The organism is Halomonas sp. Y3, from assembly GCF_024137965.1.
GTDB classification, from domain to species: domain Bacteria; phylum Pseudomonadota; class Gammaproteobacteria; order Pseudomonadales; family Halomonadaceae; genus Halomonas; species Halomonas mongoliensis.
This window is the reverse complement of sequence record NZ_CP099975.1, coordinates 1920719-1936715: the sequence shown is the minus strand read 5'-3', so window position 1 is coordinate 1936715 and position 15997 is coordinate 1920719. Positions and strand designations below refer to the sequence as shown.

General features: G+C 63.1%; 20 protein-coding genes and 2 pseudogenes. 8 read left to right on the top strand and 14 right to left on the bottom strand.

The features are described from left to right. Window positions 1–216: 216 nt before the first annotated feature. On the top strand, window positions 217–1764 hold the full coding sequence (locus NHL60_RS09200; RefSeq protein WP_367399349.1) for an ATP-binding protein: 1548 nt from the start codon (window positions 217–219) through the stop codon (window positions 1762–1764). 101 nt (window positions 1765–1865) lie between these two features. Here the strand turns inward: NHL60_RS09200 and NHL60_RS09195 are convergent, their stop codons facing one another. The 3 genes from NHL60_RS09195 to NHL60_RS09185 form a co-directional block, all read right to left on the bottom strand. Next, on the bottom strand, window positions 1866–3395 hold the full coding sequence (locus NHL60_RS09195; protein ID WP_253451638.1) for an IS66 family transposase: 1530 nt from the start codon (window positions 3393–3395) through the stop codon (window positions 1866–1868). A gap of 92 nt (window positions 3396–3487) precedes the next feature. Beyond that, window positions 3488–3823, bottom strand: coding sequence for an IS66 family insertion sequence element accessory protein TnpB (tnpB, locus tag NHL60_RS09190; protein ID WP_253451636.1), 336 nt, complete (start codon window positions 3821–3823; stop codon window positions 3488–3490). Then, window positions 3820–4188 (bottom strand): transposase, encoded by a 369-nt coding sequence (locus NHL60_RS09185; protein WP_253451634.1) that lies wholly within the window; start codon window positions 4186–4188, stop codon window positions 3820–3822. The genes tnpB (NHL60_RS09190) and NHL60_RS09185 overlap by 4 nt, the downstream gene beginning before the upstream one ends. Before the next feature lie 145 nt (window positions 4189–4333). On the opposite strand from NHL60_RS09185, the gene NHL60_RS09180 reads away from it, so the two are divergent. Next, a protein-coding gene (locus NHL60_RS09180) for an IS3 family transposase (RefSeq protein ID WP_253451632.1) occupies window positions 4334–5475 on the top strand; the annotation gives its coding sequence in 2 pieces (ribosomal slippage) (window positions 4334–4586 and window positions 4586–5475; 1143 coding nt in all). Between the two features lie 49 nt (window positions 5476–5524). Beyond that, on the top strand, window positions 5525–5899 hold the full coding sequence (locus tag NHL60_RS09175; protein ID WP_253451630.1) for a hypothetical protein: 375 nt from the start codon (window positions 5525–5527) through the stop codon (window positions 5897–5899). Between the two features lie 57 nt (window positions 5900–5956). Here NHL60_RS09175 and NHL60_RS19570 read toward each other — a convergent pair whose 3' ends face one another. After that, window positions 5957–6085 carry a hypothetical protein gene (locus NHL60_RS19570; protein ID WP_301271104.1) on the bottom strand — a complete coding sequence of 43 codons (129 nt, stop codon included), beginning with the start codon at window positions 6083–6085 and terminating at the stop codon, window positions 5957–5959. Between the two features lie 147 nt (window positions 6086–6232). On the opposite strand from NHL60_RS19570, the gene istA reads away from it, so the two are divergent. Together istA and istB are read left to right on the top strand one after the other, a co-directional pair. Then, window positions 6233–7756, top strand: coding sequence for an IS21 family transposase (istA, locus tag NHL60_RS09170; protein WP_183334547.1), 1524 nt, complete (start codon window positions 6233–6235; stop codon window positions 7754–7756). After that, on the top strand, window positions 7743–8483 hold the full coding sequence (istB, locus tag NHL60_RS09165) for an IS21-like element helper ATPase IstB (RefSeq protein WP_089680926.1): 741 nt from the start codon (window positions 7743–7745) through the stop codon (window positions 8481–8483). The genes istA and istB overlap by 14 nt, the downstream gene beginning before the upstream one ends. Before the next feature lie 250 nt (window positions 8484–8733). Here istB and NHL60_RS09160 read toward each other — a convergent pair whose 3' ends face one another. Next, window positions 8734–9453, bottom strand: coding sequence for a plasmid pRiA4b ORF-3 family protein (locus NHL60_RS09160; protein ID WP_253451628.1), 720 nt, complete (start codon window positions 9451–9453; stop codon window positions 8734–8736). A gap of 5 nt (window positions 9454–9458) precedes the next feature. Between NHL60_RS09160 and cysQ the strand changes: the two genes are divergently transcribed. The 3 genes from cysQ (at window position 9459) to NHL60_RS09145 (ending at window position 11240) form a co-directional block, all read left to right on the top strand. Further along, a complete protein-coding gene (cysQ, locus tag NHL60_RS09155) occupies window positions 9459–10250 on the top strand; it encodes a 3'(2'),5'-bisphosphate nucleotidase CysQ (RefSeq protein ID WP_253451626.1) in 792 nt (263 codons plus the stop codon). A gap of 125 nt (window positions 10251–10375) precedes the next feature. After that, window positions 10376–10777, top strand: coding sequence for a nucleotidyltransferase domain-containing protein (locus tag NHL60_RS09150; protein ID WP_253451624.1), 402 nt, complete (start codon window positions 10376–10378; stop codon window positions 10775–10777). Between the two features lie 19 nt (window positions 10778–10796). Further along, window positions 10797–11240 (top strand): DUF86 domain-containing protein, encoded by a 444-nt coding sequence (locus tag NHL60_RS09145; protein WP_253451622.1) that lies wholly within the window; start codon window positions 10797–10799, stop codon window positions 11238–11240. A gap of 21 nt (window positions 11241–11261) precedes the next feature. Here the strand turns inward: NHL60_RS09145 and NHL60_RS09140 are convergent, their stop codons facing one another. From NHL60_RS09140 to NHL60_RS09100, 9 genes and pseudogenes are all read right to left on the bottom strand, one after another. Then, the gene (locus NHL60_RS09140) at window positions 11262–11558 is read right to left on the bottom strand and encodes an addiction module antidote protein (RefSeq protein WP_253451620.1); all 297 of its coding nucleotides are present in this window, start codon (window positions 11556–11558) and stop codon (window positions 11262–11264) included. Beyond that, window positions 11555–11854, bottom strand: a complete 300-nt coding sequence (locus NHL60_RS09135) for a type II toxin-antitoxin system RelE/ParE family toxin (RefSeq protein WP_253451618.1) — start codon at window positions 11852–11854, stop codon at window positions 11555–11557. The genes NHL60_RS09140 and NHL60_RS09135 overlap by 4 nt, the downstream gene beginning before the upstream one ends. A 137-nt stretch (window positions 11855–11991) precedes the next feature. Beyond that, window positions 11992–12186 carry a hypothetical protein gene (locus tag NHL60_RS09130; protein WP_253451616.1) on the bottom strand — a complete coding sequence of 65 codons (195 nt, stop codon included), beginning with the start codon at window positions 12184–12186 and terminating at the stop codon, window positions 11992–11994. A 41-nt stretch (window positions 12187–12227) separates the two neighbouring features. Then, a pseudogene (locus NHL60_RS09125) lies at window positions 12228–12677 on the bottom strand (transposase); the annotation flags it as partial. A gap of 21 nt (window positions 12678–12698) precedes the next feature. Then, entirely contained in the window at window positions 12699–13817 is a 1119-nt protein-coding gene (locus NHL60_RS09120) for an ISAs1 family transposase (protein ID WP_253452053.1), read from the bottom strand. A 100-nt stretch (window positions 13818–13917) separates the two neighbouring features. Then, window positions 13918–15069, bottom strand: a pseudogene (locus NHL60_RS09115) (IS66 family transposase); the annotation flags it as partial. A gap of 42 nt (window positions 15070–15111) precedes the next feature. Next, a complete protein-coding gene (gene tnpB, locus NHL60_RS09110; RefSeq protein ID WP_253445286.1) occupies window positions 15112–15468 on the bottom strand; it encodes an IS66 family insertion sequence element accessory protein TnpB in 357 nt (118 codons plus the stop codon). Then, window positions 15465–15674: a hypothetical protein gene (locus NHL60_RS09105; protein WP_169957623.1), complete on the bottom strand. Its 210-nt coding sequence runs from the start codon at window positions 15672–15674 to the stop codon at window positions 15465–15467. The genes tnpB (NHL60_RS09110) and NHL60_RS09105 overlap by 4 nt, the downstream gene beginning before the upstream one ends. Window positions 15675–15719: 45 nt before the next feature. After that, complete coding sequence (locus tag NHL60_RS09100) at window positions 15720–15917, bottom strand: ElyC/SanA/YdcF family protein (protein WP_301271103.1); 198 nt, start codon at window positions 15915–15917, stop codon at window positions 15720–15722. Window positions 15918–15997: the final 80 nt, after the last annotated feature.

The window sequence follows — 15997 nt, the reverse complement described above, 5'->3', positions numbered from 1 at the left end:
GCAAGCTACGTTCCAGATAGTTGGTGGCGATCGGGACGTCGGGATCGGACAGGAATATCCTGGCGGCACCGGGCAAGCGGGGCACCTGCCCTGCTTGCTTTTTTAGCAGCCCTGCCCCGCCGCTCGCAGCGCCCCGCATGCTATCCTCAGCCCAATACTCAGCCCCATGCTGCTCGCCGACAGGAGGTTGCCTTGTCCGCCACCGGGAAGAAACGCTTGCCCATCGGGATTCAGACCTTCTCCGAGATCATCAACGGGGGCTACTACTACGTCGATAAGACCCCGGTGATCGAGCGCCTGGTCCAGCAGAACAAGTACTACTTCCTTTCGCGTCCCCGGCGTTTCGGCAAGAGCCTGCTGCTCGACACCCTGCGCTGCCTGTTCGAGGGGCGCCAGGCGCTGTTCGAAGGGCTTTACCTCCACGATCGCTGGGACTGGGAGCAGACGCACCCTGTGGTCAGGCTGAGCTTCGGCAGCGGCGTCATGCGCAACCGCGAGGAACTCGACGAGCGCATTCGCCACCAGCTGCGCAAGAGCCGCGAGTACCTGGACCTACCGACCACCCCCAAGGCAGATATTCCCGGCGAGTTCTCTGACCTGCTGGAGCTAGCGCACCAGACCACCGGCCGGCCGGTCGTGTTGCTGATCGACGAGTATGACAAGCCGATCCTCGATAATATCCTTGAGCCCGAACGAGCCCGCGAGCTGCGCGAGGGGCTGAAGAACCTCTACAGCGTGATCAAGGATGCGGATCCGCACCTGCACCTGGTGCTGATCACCGGTGTCTCCAAGTTCAGCAAGGTCAGTCTCTTCTCGGGGCTGAACAACCTGCGCGACATCACCCTGCTGCCGGAATACTCAACGATCTGCGGTTACACCGATGCCGACATCGATACAATATTCGCTCCGGAACTTCCCGAGCTGAACCGGAACGCGATCCGTACCTGGTACAACGGCTATCGCTGGGGTGGACAGGGGATTACCTCTGTCTACAACCCCTTCGATGTGTTGCTGTTGCTCCAGAATCGCGAGTTCGGCCCCTACTGGTTTGAAAGCGCCACGCCTACCTTCCTGGTGGATATCCTCAGGCAGCGGGGAGTCTTTACGCCTCAGCTGGAGCAGTGGGAGACGGAGTACGAACTGCTCAGTCAGTTCGATGTTGATGACATCAGCACCGACGCCCTGCTCTTTCAGACCGGTTATCTCACCATCCGGAATGTCGAGGAGCCTATGCTGGGCTATCGCCAGTATACGCTCGGCTTTCCTAACCGTAAGGTAGAGACCAGCCTGAACCACGCACTATTGCCCGCCCTTGGCGTGGAGGATGGTCCGACTCAGCGCCGTAGCTTGTTCAAGCAACTGCAGCAGAACAACCTGCCAGGCCTGGAAGCCCACCTCAAGGCTCTCTTCGCCAGCCTGCCCCACGACTGGTACCGTAATAATCCGATCGCCAAGTACGAAGGTCACTACGCCAGCGTTTTCTACAGCCACTTCGCTGCACTGGGTCTCGATATCACCGTAGAAGACGCCAGCCACCATGGCCGGGTCGACATGACCGTGGCGGCCTTCGGCCATCTCTACCTGTTCGAGTTCAAGGTGGTGGAGCAGCTGCCCGAAGGCAAGGCGTTGGATCAGATACATGCCCGCGGCTATGCTGACAAGTACCGCGCCGCCGGCAAACCGATTCATCTGATCGGGGTGGAGTTCTCCCGAGAGCAGCGACAGATCGTGGCTTTCGATATCGAGACGGAGAGCCCGCCATGACAACGACACCTGATCCGCTGGAAGCAATATTTGCCTATCGCGTTTTCGATCTCCGCGACCGCTTCCCCGGTAACCGGCCGAGCATCACCGCTTGTCAGTAATCAGCCGGTATGCTGCCAGTTGTGCGGCAGGAGTTCGTGGAGCTGGCTGGCCTTCTGGGTCGGCAGCCGTTCCAGCACGTCCTTCAGGTAGGCGTAGGGCTCATGGCCATTCAGCTTGGCGCACTGGATCAGGCTCATGATGTTGGCGGCGCGCTGGCCACTGCGCAGTGACCCGGCGAACAGCCAGTTACTGCGACCCAACGCCCAGGGGCGAATCAGGTTCTCGACCCGATTGTTGTCGATCGGCAACCCGCCGTCGTCGAGGTAGCGCGTCAGCGCCGCCCAACGTTTCAGGCTGTAGTCCAGCGCCTTGGCGGTGGCTGTACCGTTCGGCACCTTCTCTCGCTGAGCCAACATCCAGCGGTGCAGTGCCTCAGCGATGGGCCTCGCCCGGGTTTCTCGGAGTTGTTGGCGTTCTTCAGCGCTCAGTGACTGGGCCTCGCGCTCCACCTGGTAGAGCTGACCGATCAGCTCGATGGCCTGGCCGGCGATCTGGCTCTTGTCGGCCACGTGCAAGTCGACGAACTTGCGCCGGGCGTGGGCCATGCAGCCGATCTCGGTGACGCCGTTGGCGAAGCTCTGCTTGTAGCCGCTGTAATCGTCGCAGATCAGCTTGCCCCGCCAGTCGCCGAGGAAGTCGCGGGCATGCTGCCCGCCGCGTCCCTCGCTGAAGTCGTAGACCACCGCCTTCAACCCGGCGTAGGGCGTGGTGGCGTAGGCCCAGAGGTAGGCGCGGTGCGTCTTCTTCTTGCCCGGGGCCAGCATCGGCACCGGCGTCTCGTCGGCATGCAGCACCGGCTCGCGGAGCAGCAGGTCACGCAGGGCATCAATCAGCGGTTGGAGCCGCACGCCGCAGATGCCGACCCATTCGGCCAGGGTGGAGCGCGGAATCGCCACACCGGCGCGGCTGAAGATCTGCGCCTGGCGATAGAGCGGCAAGTGATCAGCATATTTGGCGATCAACACCTGGGCCAGCAGGCCAGCGGTGGGGATGCCCTTGTCGATGATCTGGGCCGGCATCGGCGCCTGGGTCAGCGTCTCGCACTGGTCGCAGACCCACTTGCCACGGATATGACGCTCGACGTGAAACACGCCCGGCGTGTAGTCGAGTTTCTCACTGACCTCCTCGCCGATCCGCCGCAGCTGGCAGCCACAGGCGCAGTGCTCGTTATCCGGGTCATGGTGGATCTCGATGCGCAGCAGATCCTTGGGTAGCGGGGCACGCTTGGGGGCCTTCTTCGCCGCCGGTGCGGGAGACGTCAGCGCCAGGTCTTCCAGCTCGGCCTCGATGGCGGCGATGTCGGCATCCACCACCTCCTCCAGCAGGCTGATCTGCAGGACGTTGAGCTGCTCGCTGCGCTTGCCGAAGGCGTGGCGCTTGAGCAGCGCCAGTTCATAGGTCAGCTTCTGGTTGACCTGCTCACTGTGTCGGAGCGCCTTGTCCTTTTCTTCCACCTGAGACATCAGCGTGGCCGCCAGGTGGCGGAGCTGATCGGGGGTGAGCTGGGACAGATCGGTCGGCATGGTCATCCGTCGAGTATGCCAGCCCACCGCTGACAGCGGGATTGGCGCATCCGCGAATAGCGAGGTGGGAAATTCTATGCCGCTCCCAGCCTGAGGGATCAGACCATCGAGATCACTCCGCCGGCGCCGAGACGCTGCCAGGGCAGGCCTTGAACCAGCGCCGTCACCTGATCAGGGCAGAGCTCGACGCGATCACCGTGCCAATTGCCTGCCCAGTGGAACTTGCCCTGGTTCAGGCGCCGGGCGCACAGCCAGACGCCCAGGCCGTCATGCACCAGCACCTTCATACGGTTGCCGCGACGGTTGGCAAAAAGATAGGCACAGTGCGGACGTGCCGCGCCGAACACCTTGACCACGCGGGCCAGGGCCGTGTCCGGGCCGGCACGCATGTCCAGCGGCTCGGTGGCCAGCCAGATCTCGTCGATGCGGATCATGCGAGCAGCTCTCGGATCAGAGATCGGCAGGCGTCGGCCTCCGAGGCAGGCCACTCGATGACCAGCGGGCCGTTGGGGTGCGGGATCGTGAGGAGAATACAGTCCGCCACCTGATTCTGGCGAGCGACCGGTAATGAGGTGCTGGACATGGGCACCGGCACAAACGCCGGTGCTTCTGGCGCGGCAGTCCGCTGACGGGCGGTGCGGATCCACTTGTGGACCAGGTTGGCATTAAGGCTGTGCTCCAGGGCAACCCCGGCCACGGAGGCGCCGGGCTGCTGGCAGGCCTCGACGATTCTGGCCTTGAACGCGGCGGTGAAGCGACGACGCTTCCGAGGGGCTTCCTGCACGCTTAAGTCAGTCATGGTAGGTGTCCACTTATTAATAGGTGGGCACCTAATGTCGCTGGCCAGAGGGTTCCGCGAAAGGCGTGTTCACCGGCCCGTTTGAAGTGGTCCAATTGGAGCGGACACCCCGATAAGCCTCATAATGGAGGCCATGGAGGTGTTCATGACCAAGAAGACTCGACGTCGGTATTCCGATGAATTCAAGGCGGATGCGGTGAGCCTGGTGACCGAACAGGGGTATGCCGTATCTGAGGCAGCCCGGCGGCTGGGGGTTGACCGTAGCCTGTTGGACCGTTGGTGCCGCAAGCACCGTCAGCAGGACTCTGGCATTCCGGCGCGGAAAGAGGACGATCGCGACGCCGAGATCAAGAAGCTCCGCGAAGAAGTTCGTAAGCTTCAGATTGAAAAGGATATTTTAAAAAAGGCGGCGGCCTTCTTCGCCAAAGAGTCGAGCTGAGATACCAGTTCATCGAGTCGGAGAAGGCCACCTATCCCGTGGCCGTATTGTGTCGGGTCATGCAGGTCAGCCGGAGTGGTTTCTATGCCTGGCGGCAACGTGACCCTGACGGGCAGCGCCAGGCCCTGCACCACGAAGTCAGAGAGATTCATCGCCAGAAGCGTGGCAGCTATGGAAGCCGCCGGATGGCCAGAGAACTGCGACGCCGCGGCTACGCTGTGGGCCGCTACCAAGCTCGCAGCCTGATGCGGGAGGCGGGTGTCGAGGCTCGTCAGCGGCGCCGTTGGCGCCATACAACCGACAGTGAGCACAGCCTGCCGGTGGCGCCCAACCTATTGAATCGGCAGTTCATGGTGACGGAACCGAATCGGGTTTGGGTGGCTGATATCACGGCGATCTGGACGCTGGAGGGCTGGCTCTATCTGGCGGCGGTGCTCGACCTTCACGACCGGCAGTTGGTGGGCTGGGCGATGGCCGACCACATGCGCACGCAGCTGGTCCTGGATGCCTTGAAGATGGCCGTGGGTCGTCGGCAGCCCAACAGCGGGTTGATCCATCACAGCGACCGCGGCAGTCAATATGCGTCACGAGATTACCGAGCCGCGCTGGATCGGCACGGGTTCCAGGCCTCAATGAGCCGCAAGGGCAATTGCTGGGACAATGCCGTCATGGAGCGTTTCTTCGGCTCACTGAAAAGCGAATGGCTGGCTGGCCAGCGCTACGGGAGCCGCCGGGCAGCACGGCGGGACGTGATCGAATACATCGAGATGGAGTACAACAGCTGCCGGCTCCACTCGACCCTGGGCTATCAGACGCCGAGGGAGATTGAATTGGCAGTTGCAGCTTGAAAATGTGTCCGCTCTGACTTGACCAGAACACGTTACCTTCCCCGAGCCCGTGGCAACATTTCGCGAGGCGCTAGCATGCCTGCAGAGCGGCCGCGCCTACCTGCCAGAGCTCAGCGGCGATATCGTCGCCTATGTGCGCGGCGGCTACGCCATCACGGTGCCTGCCGCCTTCTACTTGCGCCAACAGGGCAACCAAGTTGCTCTGGTAGACCCCGAGGAGAACGATCGCGTCGAAGCAGCCGTAGCCGCGTGGTTGCGCAAGTCCCTTGGCGAGCATGCAGTGCTGCTGGAAGAGCCACGCTCGGCGGCACAACGCCCCTACTCGCTCGACGAGCTGTTGGCCCAATGCGACCCGAGCGCGGCCGACTCCGAGGAGCTACGCCAGTGGCGGGCCATGCCGGATGTTGGTCGGGAAGAGTGGTAGACAATTCGTCGCTGCCGTATGTCCTATCCGATTGCTCTTCAGGGGTACGACTCGCTCTCAGTCCAGAAAGGCGTTGATTCCTTCCTCATCGATCGCCTCGTGTACCGCGTCCAAGGCAGCCTGATCGGTAGCGAAGCGGTCGTCCCATACATGCGAAGTGCCAGTCTCATTGACCACTTCCAGCACCCAGTCGACCTCATTGTTAATGGCCAAGTAAATTGACCCAGTACCGGCCAACGCTTTTGACCCACCCCCGAGGTGGCAGCGCTGCCACCATCCACCTACCGTGTCGGCTCAGCCAAGGGTCGGGACGGAGATGTGAAGGACTGGGGAATGATTCACAAGATCAAAGCGTTACACGATGAAGGACAAGGCCTGTCGATCCGTGCCATCGGCCAGGAGCTGGGCATCTCCCGCAACACCGTCCGCAAGTACCTCCGCCAGGACGAGGCCACCATCGAGGCGGCGCAGTCGAACCGCGAGCGCGAGAAGAAGCTCGACGCCCACCGCGACTACATCGTCTACCTGCTGCGCACCTTTCCCCGGCTGAGCAGCGTCAAGGTGGCCCGCAAGCTGCGCGAGAAGGTCGGCGAGCTGGCGGTCTCGGAGCGCACCCTGCGGCGCTACGTACAGCAGGTAAAAAGCACGGTGGCCAGCCGGCAGCGGCGCTACTATGAGCCGGTGCTCGATATGGTCCCCGGCGTACAGTGCCAGGTGGATCCGGGCGAACTGCGCGAAGTGATGATCGGCGGAGAGTCGCGCCCCCTGTACTTCGTGGTGTTCGTGCTCTCCTACTCGCGCCTGACCTATGTCGGCGTCAGCCTGTCGCCGCTCGATACCGTCACTTTCATCCGTCTGCACGACGAGGCCTTCCGCTACTTCGGCGGCCTGCCGGAGGAGTGCGTCTACGACCAGACCAAGATGGTGGTGATCAGCGAGCAGTTCCGCGAGCTGGAGGTGAACCAGCGCTTCCATGAGTACGCCACCACCGCCGGCTTCCGGATCCGCGCCTGCTGCGGCTACGACCCGGAGAGCAAGGGCAAGGTCGAGGCCGGGGTGAAGTACGCCAAGCAGGATGCCTTCTATGGCGAGGTGTTCCGCGACGAGGCCGACCTGCGCGCTTACGTGCGCCAGTGGCTCGACGAGGTCGCCAACGTGCGCACTCACGGCACCACCGGCCAGCAGCCGTGGACCCACTTCGACGCCGAGGAGCGGCGCCACCTGCGCCCCTACCTGACCCCAGCCTGCGTGGGCCGCGATGCCGACGGCCTGGCCCCGCGCCGAGTCGACAAGACCGGGCTGATCGCCTGGAAGGCCAACAAGTACTCGGTGCCGATGCCCTACCAGCAGGGCCGAGTCGGGGTCCGGGAAGCGGAAAACCGCCTGGCGATCCACGACTTGGAGAGTGGCGATGAGATCGCCACCCATGCCCTTCACCTGGGCAAGGGCCGCACGCTGCGCAACGAGAACCACTACCGCGATCTCCGCCAGCAGGAGACCGATCTGGAGCAGGCTATCGCCCGCCACCTCGGCGAGTCGCTGGGCCGGCAACTCTGTGACAAGCTGCGCCATAGCGTACCGCATCACTACAAGGACCAGCTGCGTGGCGCCAGGCAGGTGCTGGAGGCCGAGCCTCAGCTGGATCTGGCGCTAATCGCTGACTGGGTCACCCGGGAGCGCCTCACCGCCGGTGGCCTCAAGGAACGGCTGGCGGCGGCCCGACTCGCCACGGCGAGAGGCCGGGATCACGACGGTGACGCCCCCGCCGGACCTCACACGACGCCGGCTGAGCTGGCTCAGTACGCCCGACTTGGCCACTCCAGCGGCCAGCAGGAGGTGACCCATGGGGCAGCTTGAGCTGACCGCCGGGCGCTACCGCAGCCTGCGGCTGGGCGCCATCGCCGGCGGCCTCACCGAGCTGCTGGCCCAGGCCGAGGCCAACGAGGTCTCCTACCTGGCCTTCGCCGACATGCTGGTCGAGCACGAGCGCCAGACCCGCGAGGCAAAGCGTATCGACCTCTACCGGCGCCAGGCCGGATTCCCCAGCGACAAGCGGCTGGAGGGGTTCGACTATCGGCACCAGACCACCATCACCAAGCGCCAGATTAACGCCCTGCTGGACTTCGCCTTCCTCGACAACCGCGAGAACCTGGTATTTATCGGCCCGCCGGGGGTGGGCAAGACCCATCTGAGCATCGGTATCGGGCAGAAGGCCATCGAGGCCGGCTACCGGGTGCTGTTCCGCAATGCCTTGGACCTGGTCGAGGAACTGGAGCTGGCGGAAATGAAGGGCGAGCTGAAGAAGACGCTGCACAAGCTCGCCAAGGTCGACGCCCTGGTGATCGATGAGTTGGGCTACCTGCCGATGAGCCGGCAGGCGCGCTACGCGCTGTTCCAGCTGATCAACCGGTTCTACGAGCACCGGTCACTGATCATCACCACCAACAAGGACTTCACCAGCTGGGGGGAGTTCTTCCACGACGACAACGTGGCGGTGCCGATTGTCGACCGGATCATCCACCACTCGCACCTCTACCTGCTCGGCGGGGAGAGCTACCGGCTGAAGCAGAAGACGCTCAGCTGACGATCACGGGTGGGTCAATTTTGTTGACCGCTGGTGGGTCAGTTCTGATGGCCATTGACACTCATCCTCCAGTCGGTAAATATCAACCTGCAAGGCGTGACCATCTCGCGTGATGGATTGGCTCAGAGGGCTTTGTATCAGTTCGGGTTCGATACTCATTTTAGTGCCTCTCGGTGGTCGTAAGGCGCAGTGCGCCTGATAGCGTGAGTCTGTCCTTGCGCAGTGTACTGGCTCCGTCTTCGCGAGTCGTTCACTGACGATTCTTGTCGATTTCGCCCTGCAGCACCTGCATCAGCTCCTCGATGCTGTGAATGCCCTGGGCCTTGAGCGATGCCTCCACGTCAAGGAGCTGCTCCCGGGCCGGGCGTGGCGTGCGGGGCGCGCTGCCGAAGCGCCGAAAACCGGCCTGAAAAGGTTCGAGCATGTCGGCGATCTCCTCCTCGCCCAGCGCTTCGGGGTCGAATTCGCCATCCAGCGCCTCCAGCAGCTCCTGGCCATAGGAGTCTTTCTCGCCGGCCGCCGCTGCCTTCAAGGCCGCATAGCCTACCGTACCGCCGATATCCTCGGGCGGACAAGCCATAGCGCCATCGATAAGCCGCGGGCAGGGGTTGGTCTCTTTCAGCCCTGTCGCTTCGATCACGATGCGATGCTCCCAGCCGTCACCGAAGTCGTAGAGATAGTGAAAGGCGCCACCCTTGGCGCGCGCCGCCAGCGCCTTCAGCTTGGCATTGCGCGCCAGGGCGATGGACCGGTCGCTCCATTCGTCCGGCTCGCCGTAGTAGCGACCGTTGCACTCGAACTCATAGAGGTGGCAGTCTCCCCAGCCCATCACATCCTGGATAAGCTCGTGGAAACGGTGCAGATTAATCTGCTCAGGCACCACCACCCGGCGCCAGACCAGCGGGTCGGTGTCGAGCAGTTCGATACGCAGGCGAATATCGGGTACAAGAACTCTCCGACCTTCAGGCACCCACGATGACACCAAACCTTACCGACCTGCTCACTGCCGCCGAACGCATCGCCCAGGAGGCTGCCGCGGCCATCATGGCCATCTATGCCCGCGGCTTCTCGGTGGAGGAGAAAGCGGACAAGAGCCCCCTGACGGAAGCCGACCAGGCCGCCCATCGGCTGATCATGGCCGGCCTTGCCGCCCTGCCCCAGCGCCTCCCTATCCTCTCCGAGGAGGACGTGGCGGGCTTTGCCGGCCCCGATGCCGAAGGCCGCTACTGGCTGGTGGACCCCCTGGACGGGACCAAGGAGTTCATCAAGCGCAACGGCGAGTTCACCGTCAATATCGCCCTGATCGAGAACGGCAGACCCGTGCTGGGCGTGGTGGTGGCCCCGGCGCTAGAGGTGTCGTATCTGGCCGCCGAGGGCGTGGGCGCCTTCAAGGTCGAGTGGGGAAAAGGCAGGAGTGGCGAGTGCCTGCCCATCCGGGTAGCCGGCAAGCCCGCGCCCGGTAGCACCTGGCGGGTGGTGGGCAGCCGCTCCCATGCCAGCCCGGCCCTCGCCGGCTGGCTGGAAACGCTCGGCCCCCACACCCTTCAGCCCGTCGGCAGCTCGCTCAAGTCCTGCCTGGTGGCCGAAGGCGCCGCCGATGCTTACCCGCGCTTCGGCCCGACCTGCCTGTGGGACACCGGCGCGGCCCAGGCCGTGGTCGAACAGGCCGGCGGTCGAATCACCAACCTTGCCGGAGACTCTCTCTGCTACGCCACACCGCAGCGTGTGCTCAACCCCGACTTTATCGTATGGGGGCACAGCGGTTGACCTTTCAGCACGCATAACGCTGGGAGCGCCCCGCCAGCCGGAAGGCCTGCAGCGAACGGCGGGCAGTGGCCCACTCTCGACGGGGTGGTACACTGGGGCGGTAATATTTCACTGACGAGTGCCGAATGCCCGAACCGTCAACCGTCCTGCATCGTCTGGCTGATCTGGCCGCTACAGAGCACGATATCGCGGTGCTGTGGCTCTACGGCTCCCGTGCCAAGGGCACCGAATCGGCGGAGAGCGACTACGACCTCGCCGTGGCATTTCAGGACTTTCCCCAGGATCCGCTGGAGCGCCGGCTGCGTCCCGAGCTCCTGGCACAAGCCTGGCAGGATAAGCTGGGCCTGGCGCATGAGCAGCTCTCCATCATCGACATCAACCTGGCGCCCCTGCCTCTCGCTCATGTCGTGATCCGCACCGGACAGGTACTCCAGGCCAACGACCGCCTGCGCCTGATCCGCGAGGAAAACCGCATCACCTCGATGTGGGAGCTCGATCATCAGTATCATCACCGGCATTTTGGTTGATAGCGAAGGGAGTCTGGGCGTGGAAGAGGAATACATCGATGCCATGCGCGAGCACTTCGCCACCTTGGCAGAGGAGCTCGAGCAGCTCCATCAGGTCGCCTTGTCGCCGCCAGGCTTGAGCCCTCTGCTCCACCGCGCGGCTGAGCGCAATCTGCAGCTGCTCACCGAGGCGTGCATCGGCATCGCCAAGCAGCGCCTGAAGTCGCGAGGTAGCGTGGTACCGAGCGATGCGCGCAAGGCCTTCGAGAAGCTGCGCAGCCTGGGATACGACGACAGTGATATCCCCTGGAACAAGGTGATCGGGCTGCGCAACGCCCTGGTGCATGACTACCTGAACCTCGACGACTCGATTGTGGCCGGCATCATCAGCCGCAAGGAATACCAGCAGCTGCTCGAGTTTGCCGGCAAGCAGCTGGAAGATGCCGCACCAGCGGCGAGGCCCTGTTCAGGGTCAGACACTTAACCCGGATATTGCTCCGAGCCACTAAGCAGCCGGCTCGTGCGGGCGAGCCGTCAAGTCAACGCCAAGGGCTCGCATCACGGCCAGCATGGTTTTCAGCGTGGGATTCCCCTGCTCACTGAAAGAGCGATACAGCTGCTCACGGGAAAGTCCGGTTTCCCGGGCGAGCTCGCTCATGCCTTTGGCGCGTGCTACTACACCCATCGCCTTGGCAATGTAGGCGGAGTCTCCTGTTTCCAGGGCATCCGCCAGAAATACCGCAATCGCTTCCTCGCTTTCCAGGGCGGCTGCCGGGTCGTAGTCAAAAATCTTGTCGCTCATAAGGCCTCCCACTCTGCTGCAAGACGCTGTGCTGTCTCGATATCGCGCTGCTGCGTACTCTTGTCGCCACCACACAGAAGGATGACAATTTCGCTGCCGCGCTGTTTGAAATAGATACGATAGCCAGGACCATGATGAATGCGTAGCTCGCTGACGCCCTGCCCTACAGGCTGGACATCCCCTGGCAAGCCATTGGCGAGGCGGAAAACACGCGCTGCAATCAGCGCCTTGGCGCGTTGATCTCGCAGCTTACGCTCCCATTTTCGGTACGTGTCTGTTTGTTTAATATCGAGCATGATGCAATTGTAGTTTGAAAACTACAGTCGCGCAATGACCAGGTCCCCAAACAACCGAGGGTGAACGTTGCGCTTGGCCCGGCGCGCTTTCCCGGATGCACCTCAGCCGCAAGAGTCCTGAGAGCCTATCGGTTGGGCTAACCCTCGTGTTCCCAGCCAACGGCCAGCAGGCCCAGCGCCTCATACAACGCCCGCTCCGACTTGCGCAGGTGGGTGGCCGATGGCACCCAGTGGCGAAGCTGGCCGGCTTGATCAGGCTGAGTCAGGTAGTGGGTGGGCGCCGCCAGGGGCTTGAGGCCAGCCTGTCGGAAGTGACGCATGGAGCGCGGCATATGCGTAAGCGCTCCACCAACCCCACCTGTTGCGGCCTGAGCTAGACCGGTAGAGTCTCTTTCCAGCACCAGGGCAGCAGCGTGCCGAGGTCGTCATCCTCGCCGAGAGTTGGCAGGGTCTCGAACACGAACTGCAGGTACTCGTAGGGCGAGAGGCCGTTGGCCTTGGCCGTCTCGATCAGGCTGTAGATTGCCGCGCTGGCCTGGGCACCGCTCGGTGTGTGGCTGAACAGCCAGTTCTTGCGGCCGACGACGAAGGGGCGAATGGCGTTCTCGGCCGGGTTGTTGTCCAGCGGGATCAACCCGTCATCGAGGAAGCGGGTCAGGCGCTGCCACTGGCCCTCCAGGTAGTGCAGCGCCCGGCCCAGCGCGCTCTTCGGCAGCACCTGGGTCAGCGACTTGTCGAGCCAGGCGCGCAGCTGGGTGATCAGCGGGCGGCTCTTCTGATCACGCAATGCCTGACGCGCCTTGGGCTCCAGGGCCTTGGCCTCAGGGAAAACGCATGAAAAACCCTACACCGCGAGAATGTCTGCGAGGTAAGTCTCATCCAGTGCCGCTTTCTTCTGCTTTCGCCGGATGCCGCCTTTGAAACGGCTCTCCCCTTTCAGGTAATTCAAGGCGATATGGCGCATCCTGGCGAGGTTTTCCGCCGCCTGACCGCGGTGGATTTTGCAAGCATCCTCGCGGAGCGCGACGTCCAAGGACCAGTGGAGCTTATTCTCGACAAACCAATGCTGGCGAGCCGCTTCGGCGAGCTTCTTGGCGCTCAGCTCGGCAGAGCTGATGTAGTAGCGGATCATCGGGGCTTCTGGCACCTCATCGCCTTCCTGGCGGAAACTCATCACCACGCCCACCGTTTTCAGGCCTGGCCATTCATAGCTAAGCTCCTGAAATTCTTCAGTAACCTCGCTGACAATATGGTATCGAGTCTCTTGCCGGCCCCGATTCTTCTCGTCCGTGACATACGCATCCCCTTCAAAGTTGACCACCTTGGGCATGGGAAACGCTGCCTCGAAGGCATCCGCCAGGGCTGGCTGATTTTCCTTCACCGACAACAGGTAATCGGCGCCCTTCCGCAGCACCTGAGTGGCGATCTTCTTTTGGCAACCCATGGCATCGATCGTCACCAAGCAACCTTGCAGATTGAGAAGCTTGAGTAGCTCGGGAATCGCCGTGATCTCGTTGGATTTCTCCGCCGTCTTGACCTGGCCCAGCACCACGCCATTCGCCGCACTGAAGGCACTGACCATGTGTATCGCCCCTTTGCCCTTCCCTCGGCAGTACGACCCTCGCAGCGTCTTGCCATCGATGGCCACCACCGCGCCCTCCGTCACATCGTGACAGGCCTTCATCCACTCGGCGAATGCGCTTTGCAACTGCTCGGCATTCACCAGGGCCATGACCCTGGCCAAGGTGTCATGGCTGGGCACGCCAGCCTCAAAATCGCCGTACTGACGGAGAAAATCGAGCTTCGCGTGGCCAAAGTCCTCGATTTCGTCCCAACCCTCGGCACCACAGATCACTGCACAGACCGTCAGGAACAGGATATCCGACAGCTGATGCTGCACTTTCCAGGCCTGGCGGAAGTCGGGAACGATCGATAAATGGTGCATAAGCGATGGTGTCAGCATGAGGTCATCCATGAGCAAAAGTCGTTAGATGACCACATTAGCTCCTACTGGTAAAGCGCCACGAAGCCCGTCATAGAGCGGTTTTTCATGCGTTTTCCCTGGCCTTGGCCTGCGTTTCCACGGCGTAGAGCTTGCGGATCTGGTTGAGCGCCCAGTCGGCCTTGCCGGTCTTGCCCTTGGGCTGCACTTTCTGGGCCTCGACGAACTTGCGACGGGCGTGCGCCCAGCAGCCGGCATGGGTGATGCCGTTCTTTCGCACCACCTCGGCATAGCCTTCGTAGCCGTCGGTGACCAGGCGACCGGCGTAGTTACCCAGCAGGCGCACGGGCACCCGGCCGGCTCGGCTCGCATCATAGTCGAACAGCACCACCTGTTGGCCCGGTGGCCCCCCGCGTTGCAGCCACATGTAGGACGTTGAGCTCGCCGGTCGGTCGGCCTCGGCGTTGACCTGTAGCGTGGTCTCGTCCATGTGAATCAGCGGGGCCTGCAGCAGGTGCTGTCGCAGGGCCTCGACCAACGGCATCAGCCGCTCGCCGACCTGCACCATCCAGCGGGCCAGGGTGTTGCGCGGGATCTCGATGCCGTGCCGGGCAAAGATCTGGCTCTGCCGATAGAGCGGCAAGGCATCCTGGTACTTGGCGGTGGCCACGTAGGCGAGCAGGGTCGGGCTGGCATTGCTCTTGGGCAGCAGCTTGGCCGATGCCGGGGCGATCTGCACGCCCTCTTCACAGTCTGGGCAGCCGTACTTGATGCGCACATGGCGGATCACCTCGATCCGCGCCGGCACGACGTGCAGTTCCTCACTGATTTCTTTGCCGATCTCCTTGAGCTCGGTGCCGTCGTGGTGGCAATGACGGGCATCCTCGGGGAGCTCATGGATCACTTCGACGCGGGGCAGTTCGGGGGGTAACGCCACGCGGCCGCCACGGGTACGGCGCTTGGCCGGCTGGTGGGGGTCGGCCGGCGCGTCAGCCGTGTCATCCTGGGCGCTGGCCTCTTCCTCATCGACCGCCACCTCGGCCTCGTTGATGAGCAGATCACCCTGTTCGACGCGGTACTTCTCGGTAGAGGGACCGAACCGGCCTTCAATGGCCAGCTTGAGTTGCTCAAAAAGGGACTGCTTGGCGGCTTCCCACTGAGCCTCCTTCTTCTCCATCAGGCGATGAAGACGCGCAATCTCCTCCTGCTGAGCGCGCACTTGGCGCTGCAGTTGGGAGACGCTGACGGAAGGTGTCGAGGCCGGTGAGATCATGCCGCCATTTTACCAAGCGGCGCCGCTGAAAGCAGCAGAAAATCAGCCAACCGCTTGAAGATCCAAGGCCTTATGGGGGCGCATGGCGCTGAGGTCATAGCCATCCAGAAGCCAGTTCAGCTCCTGGCCCGAGAGCGTGACGGTGTCGCCCTCCAGGCGGTCCGGCCACTTGAAGCGCTCCCGCTCCAGGCGCTTGTACCAGACCACGAAGCCGTTACGCTCCCAGAACAGCAGCTTCACCTTGTCGCGCTGGCGGTTGCCGAACACGAAGACCGCCTCCTCGAAGGGGTTGAGCTCCATGGCCTCCTGAACCAGCAGGGCCAGTCCATCGATCTGCTTGCGCATGTCGACCGGCTCGCGACACAGGTAGACGCGCAGCCGGGTGTCCGGCCGGATCATCGGGCCACCTCCACGGCGACGAAGCGCAGCGGCCGGTGGCGAGGTGGCACGGGCACGCCCTGTACCTCCAGGCGCTGCTCCCACGCCAGCAGTGACGCCAGTTCCAGTCCTTGCTCCTCGGCGTATTCACTCAGCGCCAGTTGCCGGGAAGAGGCATGGAACAGGTGGCCCAGCCAGTAGGCCTGTGTCGAGGTCAGGTCGGTCATGGTGTCCTCCTTGCTATCGAATGACACCAGTCTGACGGACACTAGTCATCGCCAGAAGATGGGGTTTGTGGAGCGCTTACGCATATGCGAGGCGGAGGTCACCAGCACCACCCGCGCGCCCTCGCCCAGGGCCTCACGAACGGCCTGGGCTTCCAGGCCGGTATCGGTGGGCCAGTCCAGCACCGTCAGGCGCCCTTCCGGCACGCCCAGCTCTGCGGCGGCCGCGACATAGCCCCGGGCCACCGGGGCTATGTCGAACTCGGCTTTAACTATGGCCCCCCGTGGTTAAAGACGTCCACCGCCACGCTGCAGAAGGGAGCTCT

Coding starts and splice junctions, on each gene's coding strand:
- NHL60_RS09195 (WP_253451638.1), bottom strand. CDS start 3,395: ATGACCATGCCGACCGATCTGTCCCAGCTCACCCCCGATCAGCTCCGC.
- tnpB (WP_253451636.1), bottom strand. CDS start 3,823: ATGATCCGCATCGACGAGATCTGGCTGGCCACCGAGCCGCTGGACATG.
- NHL60_RS09185 (WP_253451634.1), bottom strand. CDS start 4,188: ATGACTGACTTAAGCGTGCAGGAAGCCCCTCGGAAGCGTCGTCGCTTC.
- istA (WP_183334547.1), top strand. CDS start 6,233: ATGATTCACAAGATCAAAGCGTTACACGATGAAGGACAAGGCCTGTCG.
- istB (WP_089680926.1), top strand. CDS start 7,743: ATGGGGCAGCTTGAGCTGACCGCCGGGCGCTACCGCAGCCTGCGGCTG.
- cysQ (WP_253451626.1), top strand. CDS start 9,459: ATGACACCAAACCTTACCGACCTGCTCACTGCCGCCGAACGCATCGCC.
- NHL60_RS09150 (WP_253451624.1), top strand. CDS start 10,376: ATGCCCGAACCGTCAACCGTCCTGCATCGTCTGGCTGATCTGGCCGCT.
- NHL60_RS09140 (WP_253451620.1), bottom strand. CDS start 11,558: ATGAGCGACAAGATTTTTGACTACGACCCGGCAGCCGCCCTGGAAAGC.
- NHL60_RS09135 (WP_253451618.1), bottom strand. CDS start 11,854: ATGCTCGATATTAAACAAACAGACACGTACCGAAAATGGGAGCGTAAG.
- NHL60_RS09130 (WP_253451616.1), bottom strand. CDS start 12,186: ATGCCGCGCTCCATGCGTCACTTCCGACAGGCTGGCCTCAAGCCCCTG.
- NHL60_RS09120 (WP_253452053.1), bottom strand. CDS start 13,817: ATGCTGACACCATCGCTTATGCACCATTTATCGATCGTTCCCGACTTC.
- tnpB (WP_253445286.1), bottom strand. CDS start 15,468: ATGATCCGGCCGGACACCCGGCTGCGCGTCTACCTGTGTCGCGAGCCG.
- NHL60_RS09105 (WP_169957623.1), bottom strand. CDS start 15,674: ATGACCGACCTGACCTCGACACAGGCCTACTGGCTGGGCCACCTGTTC.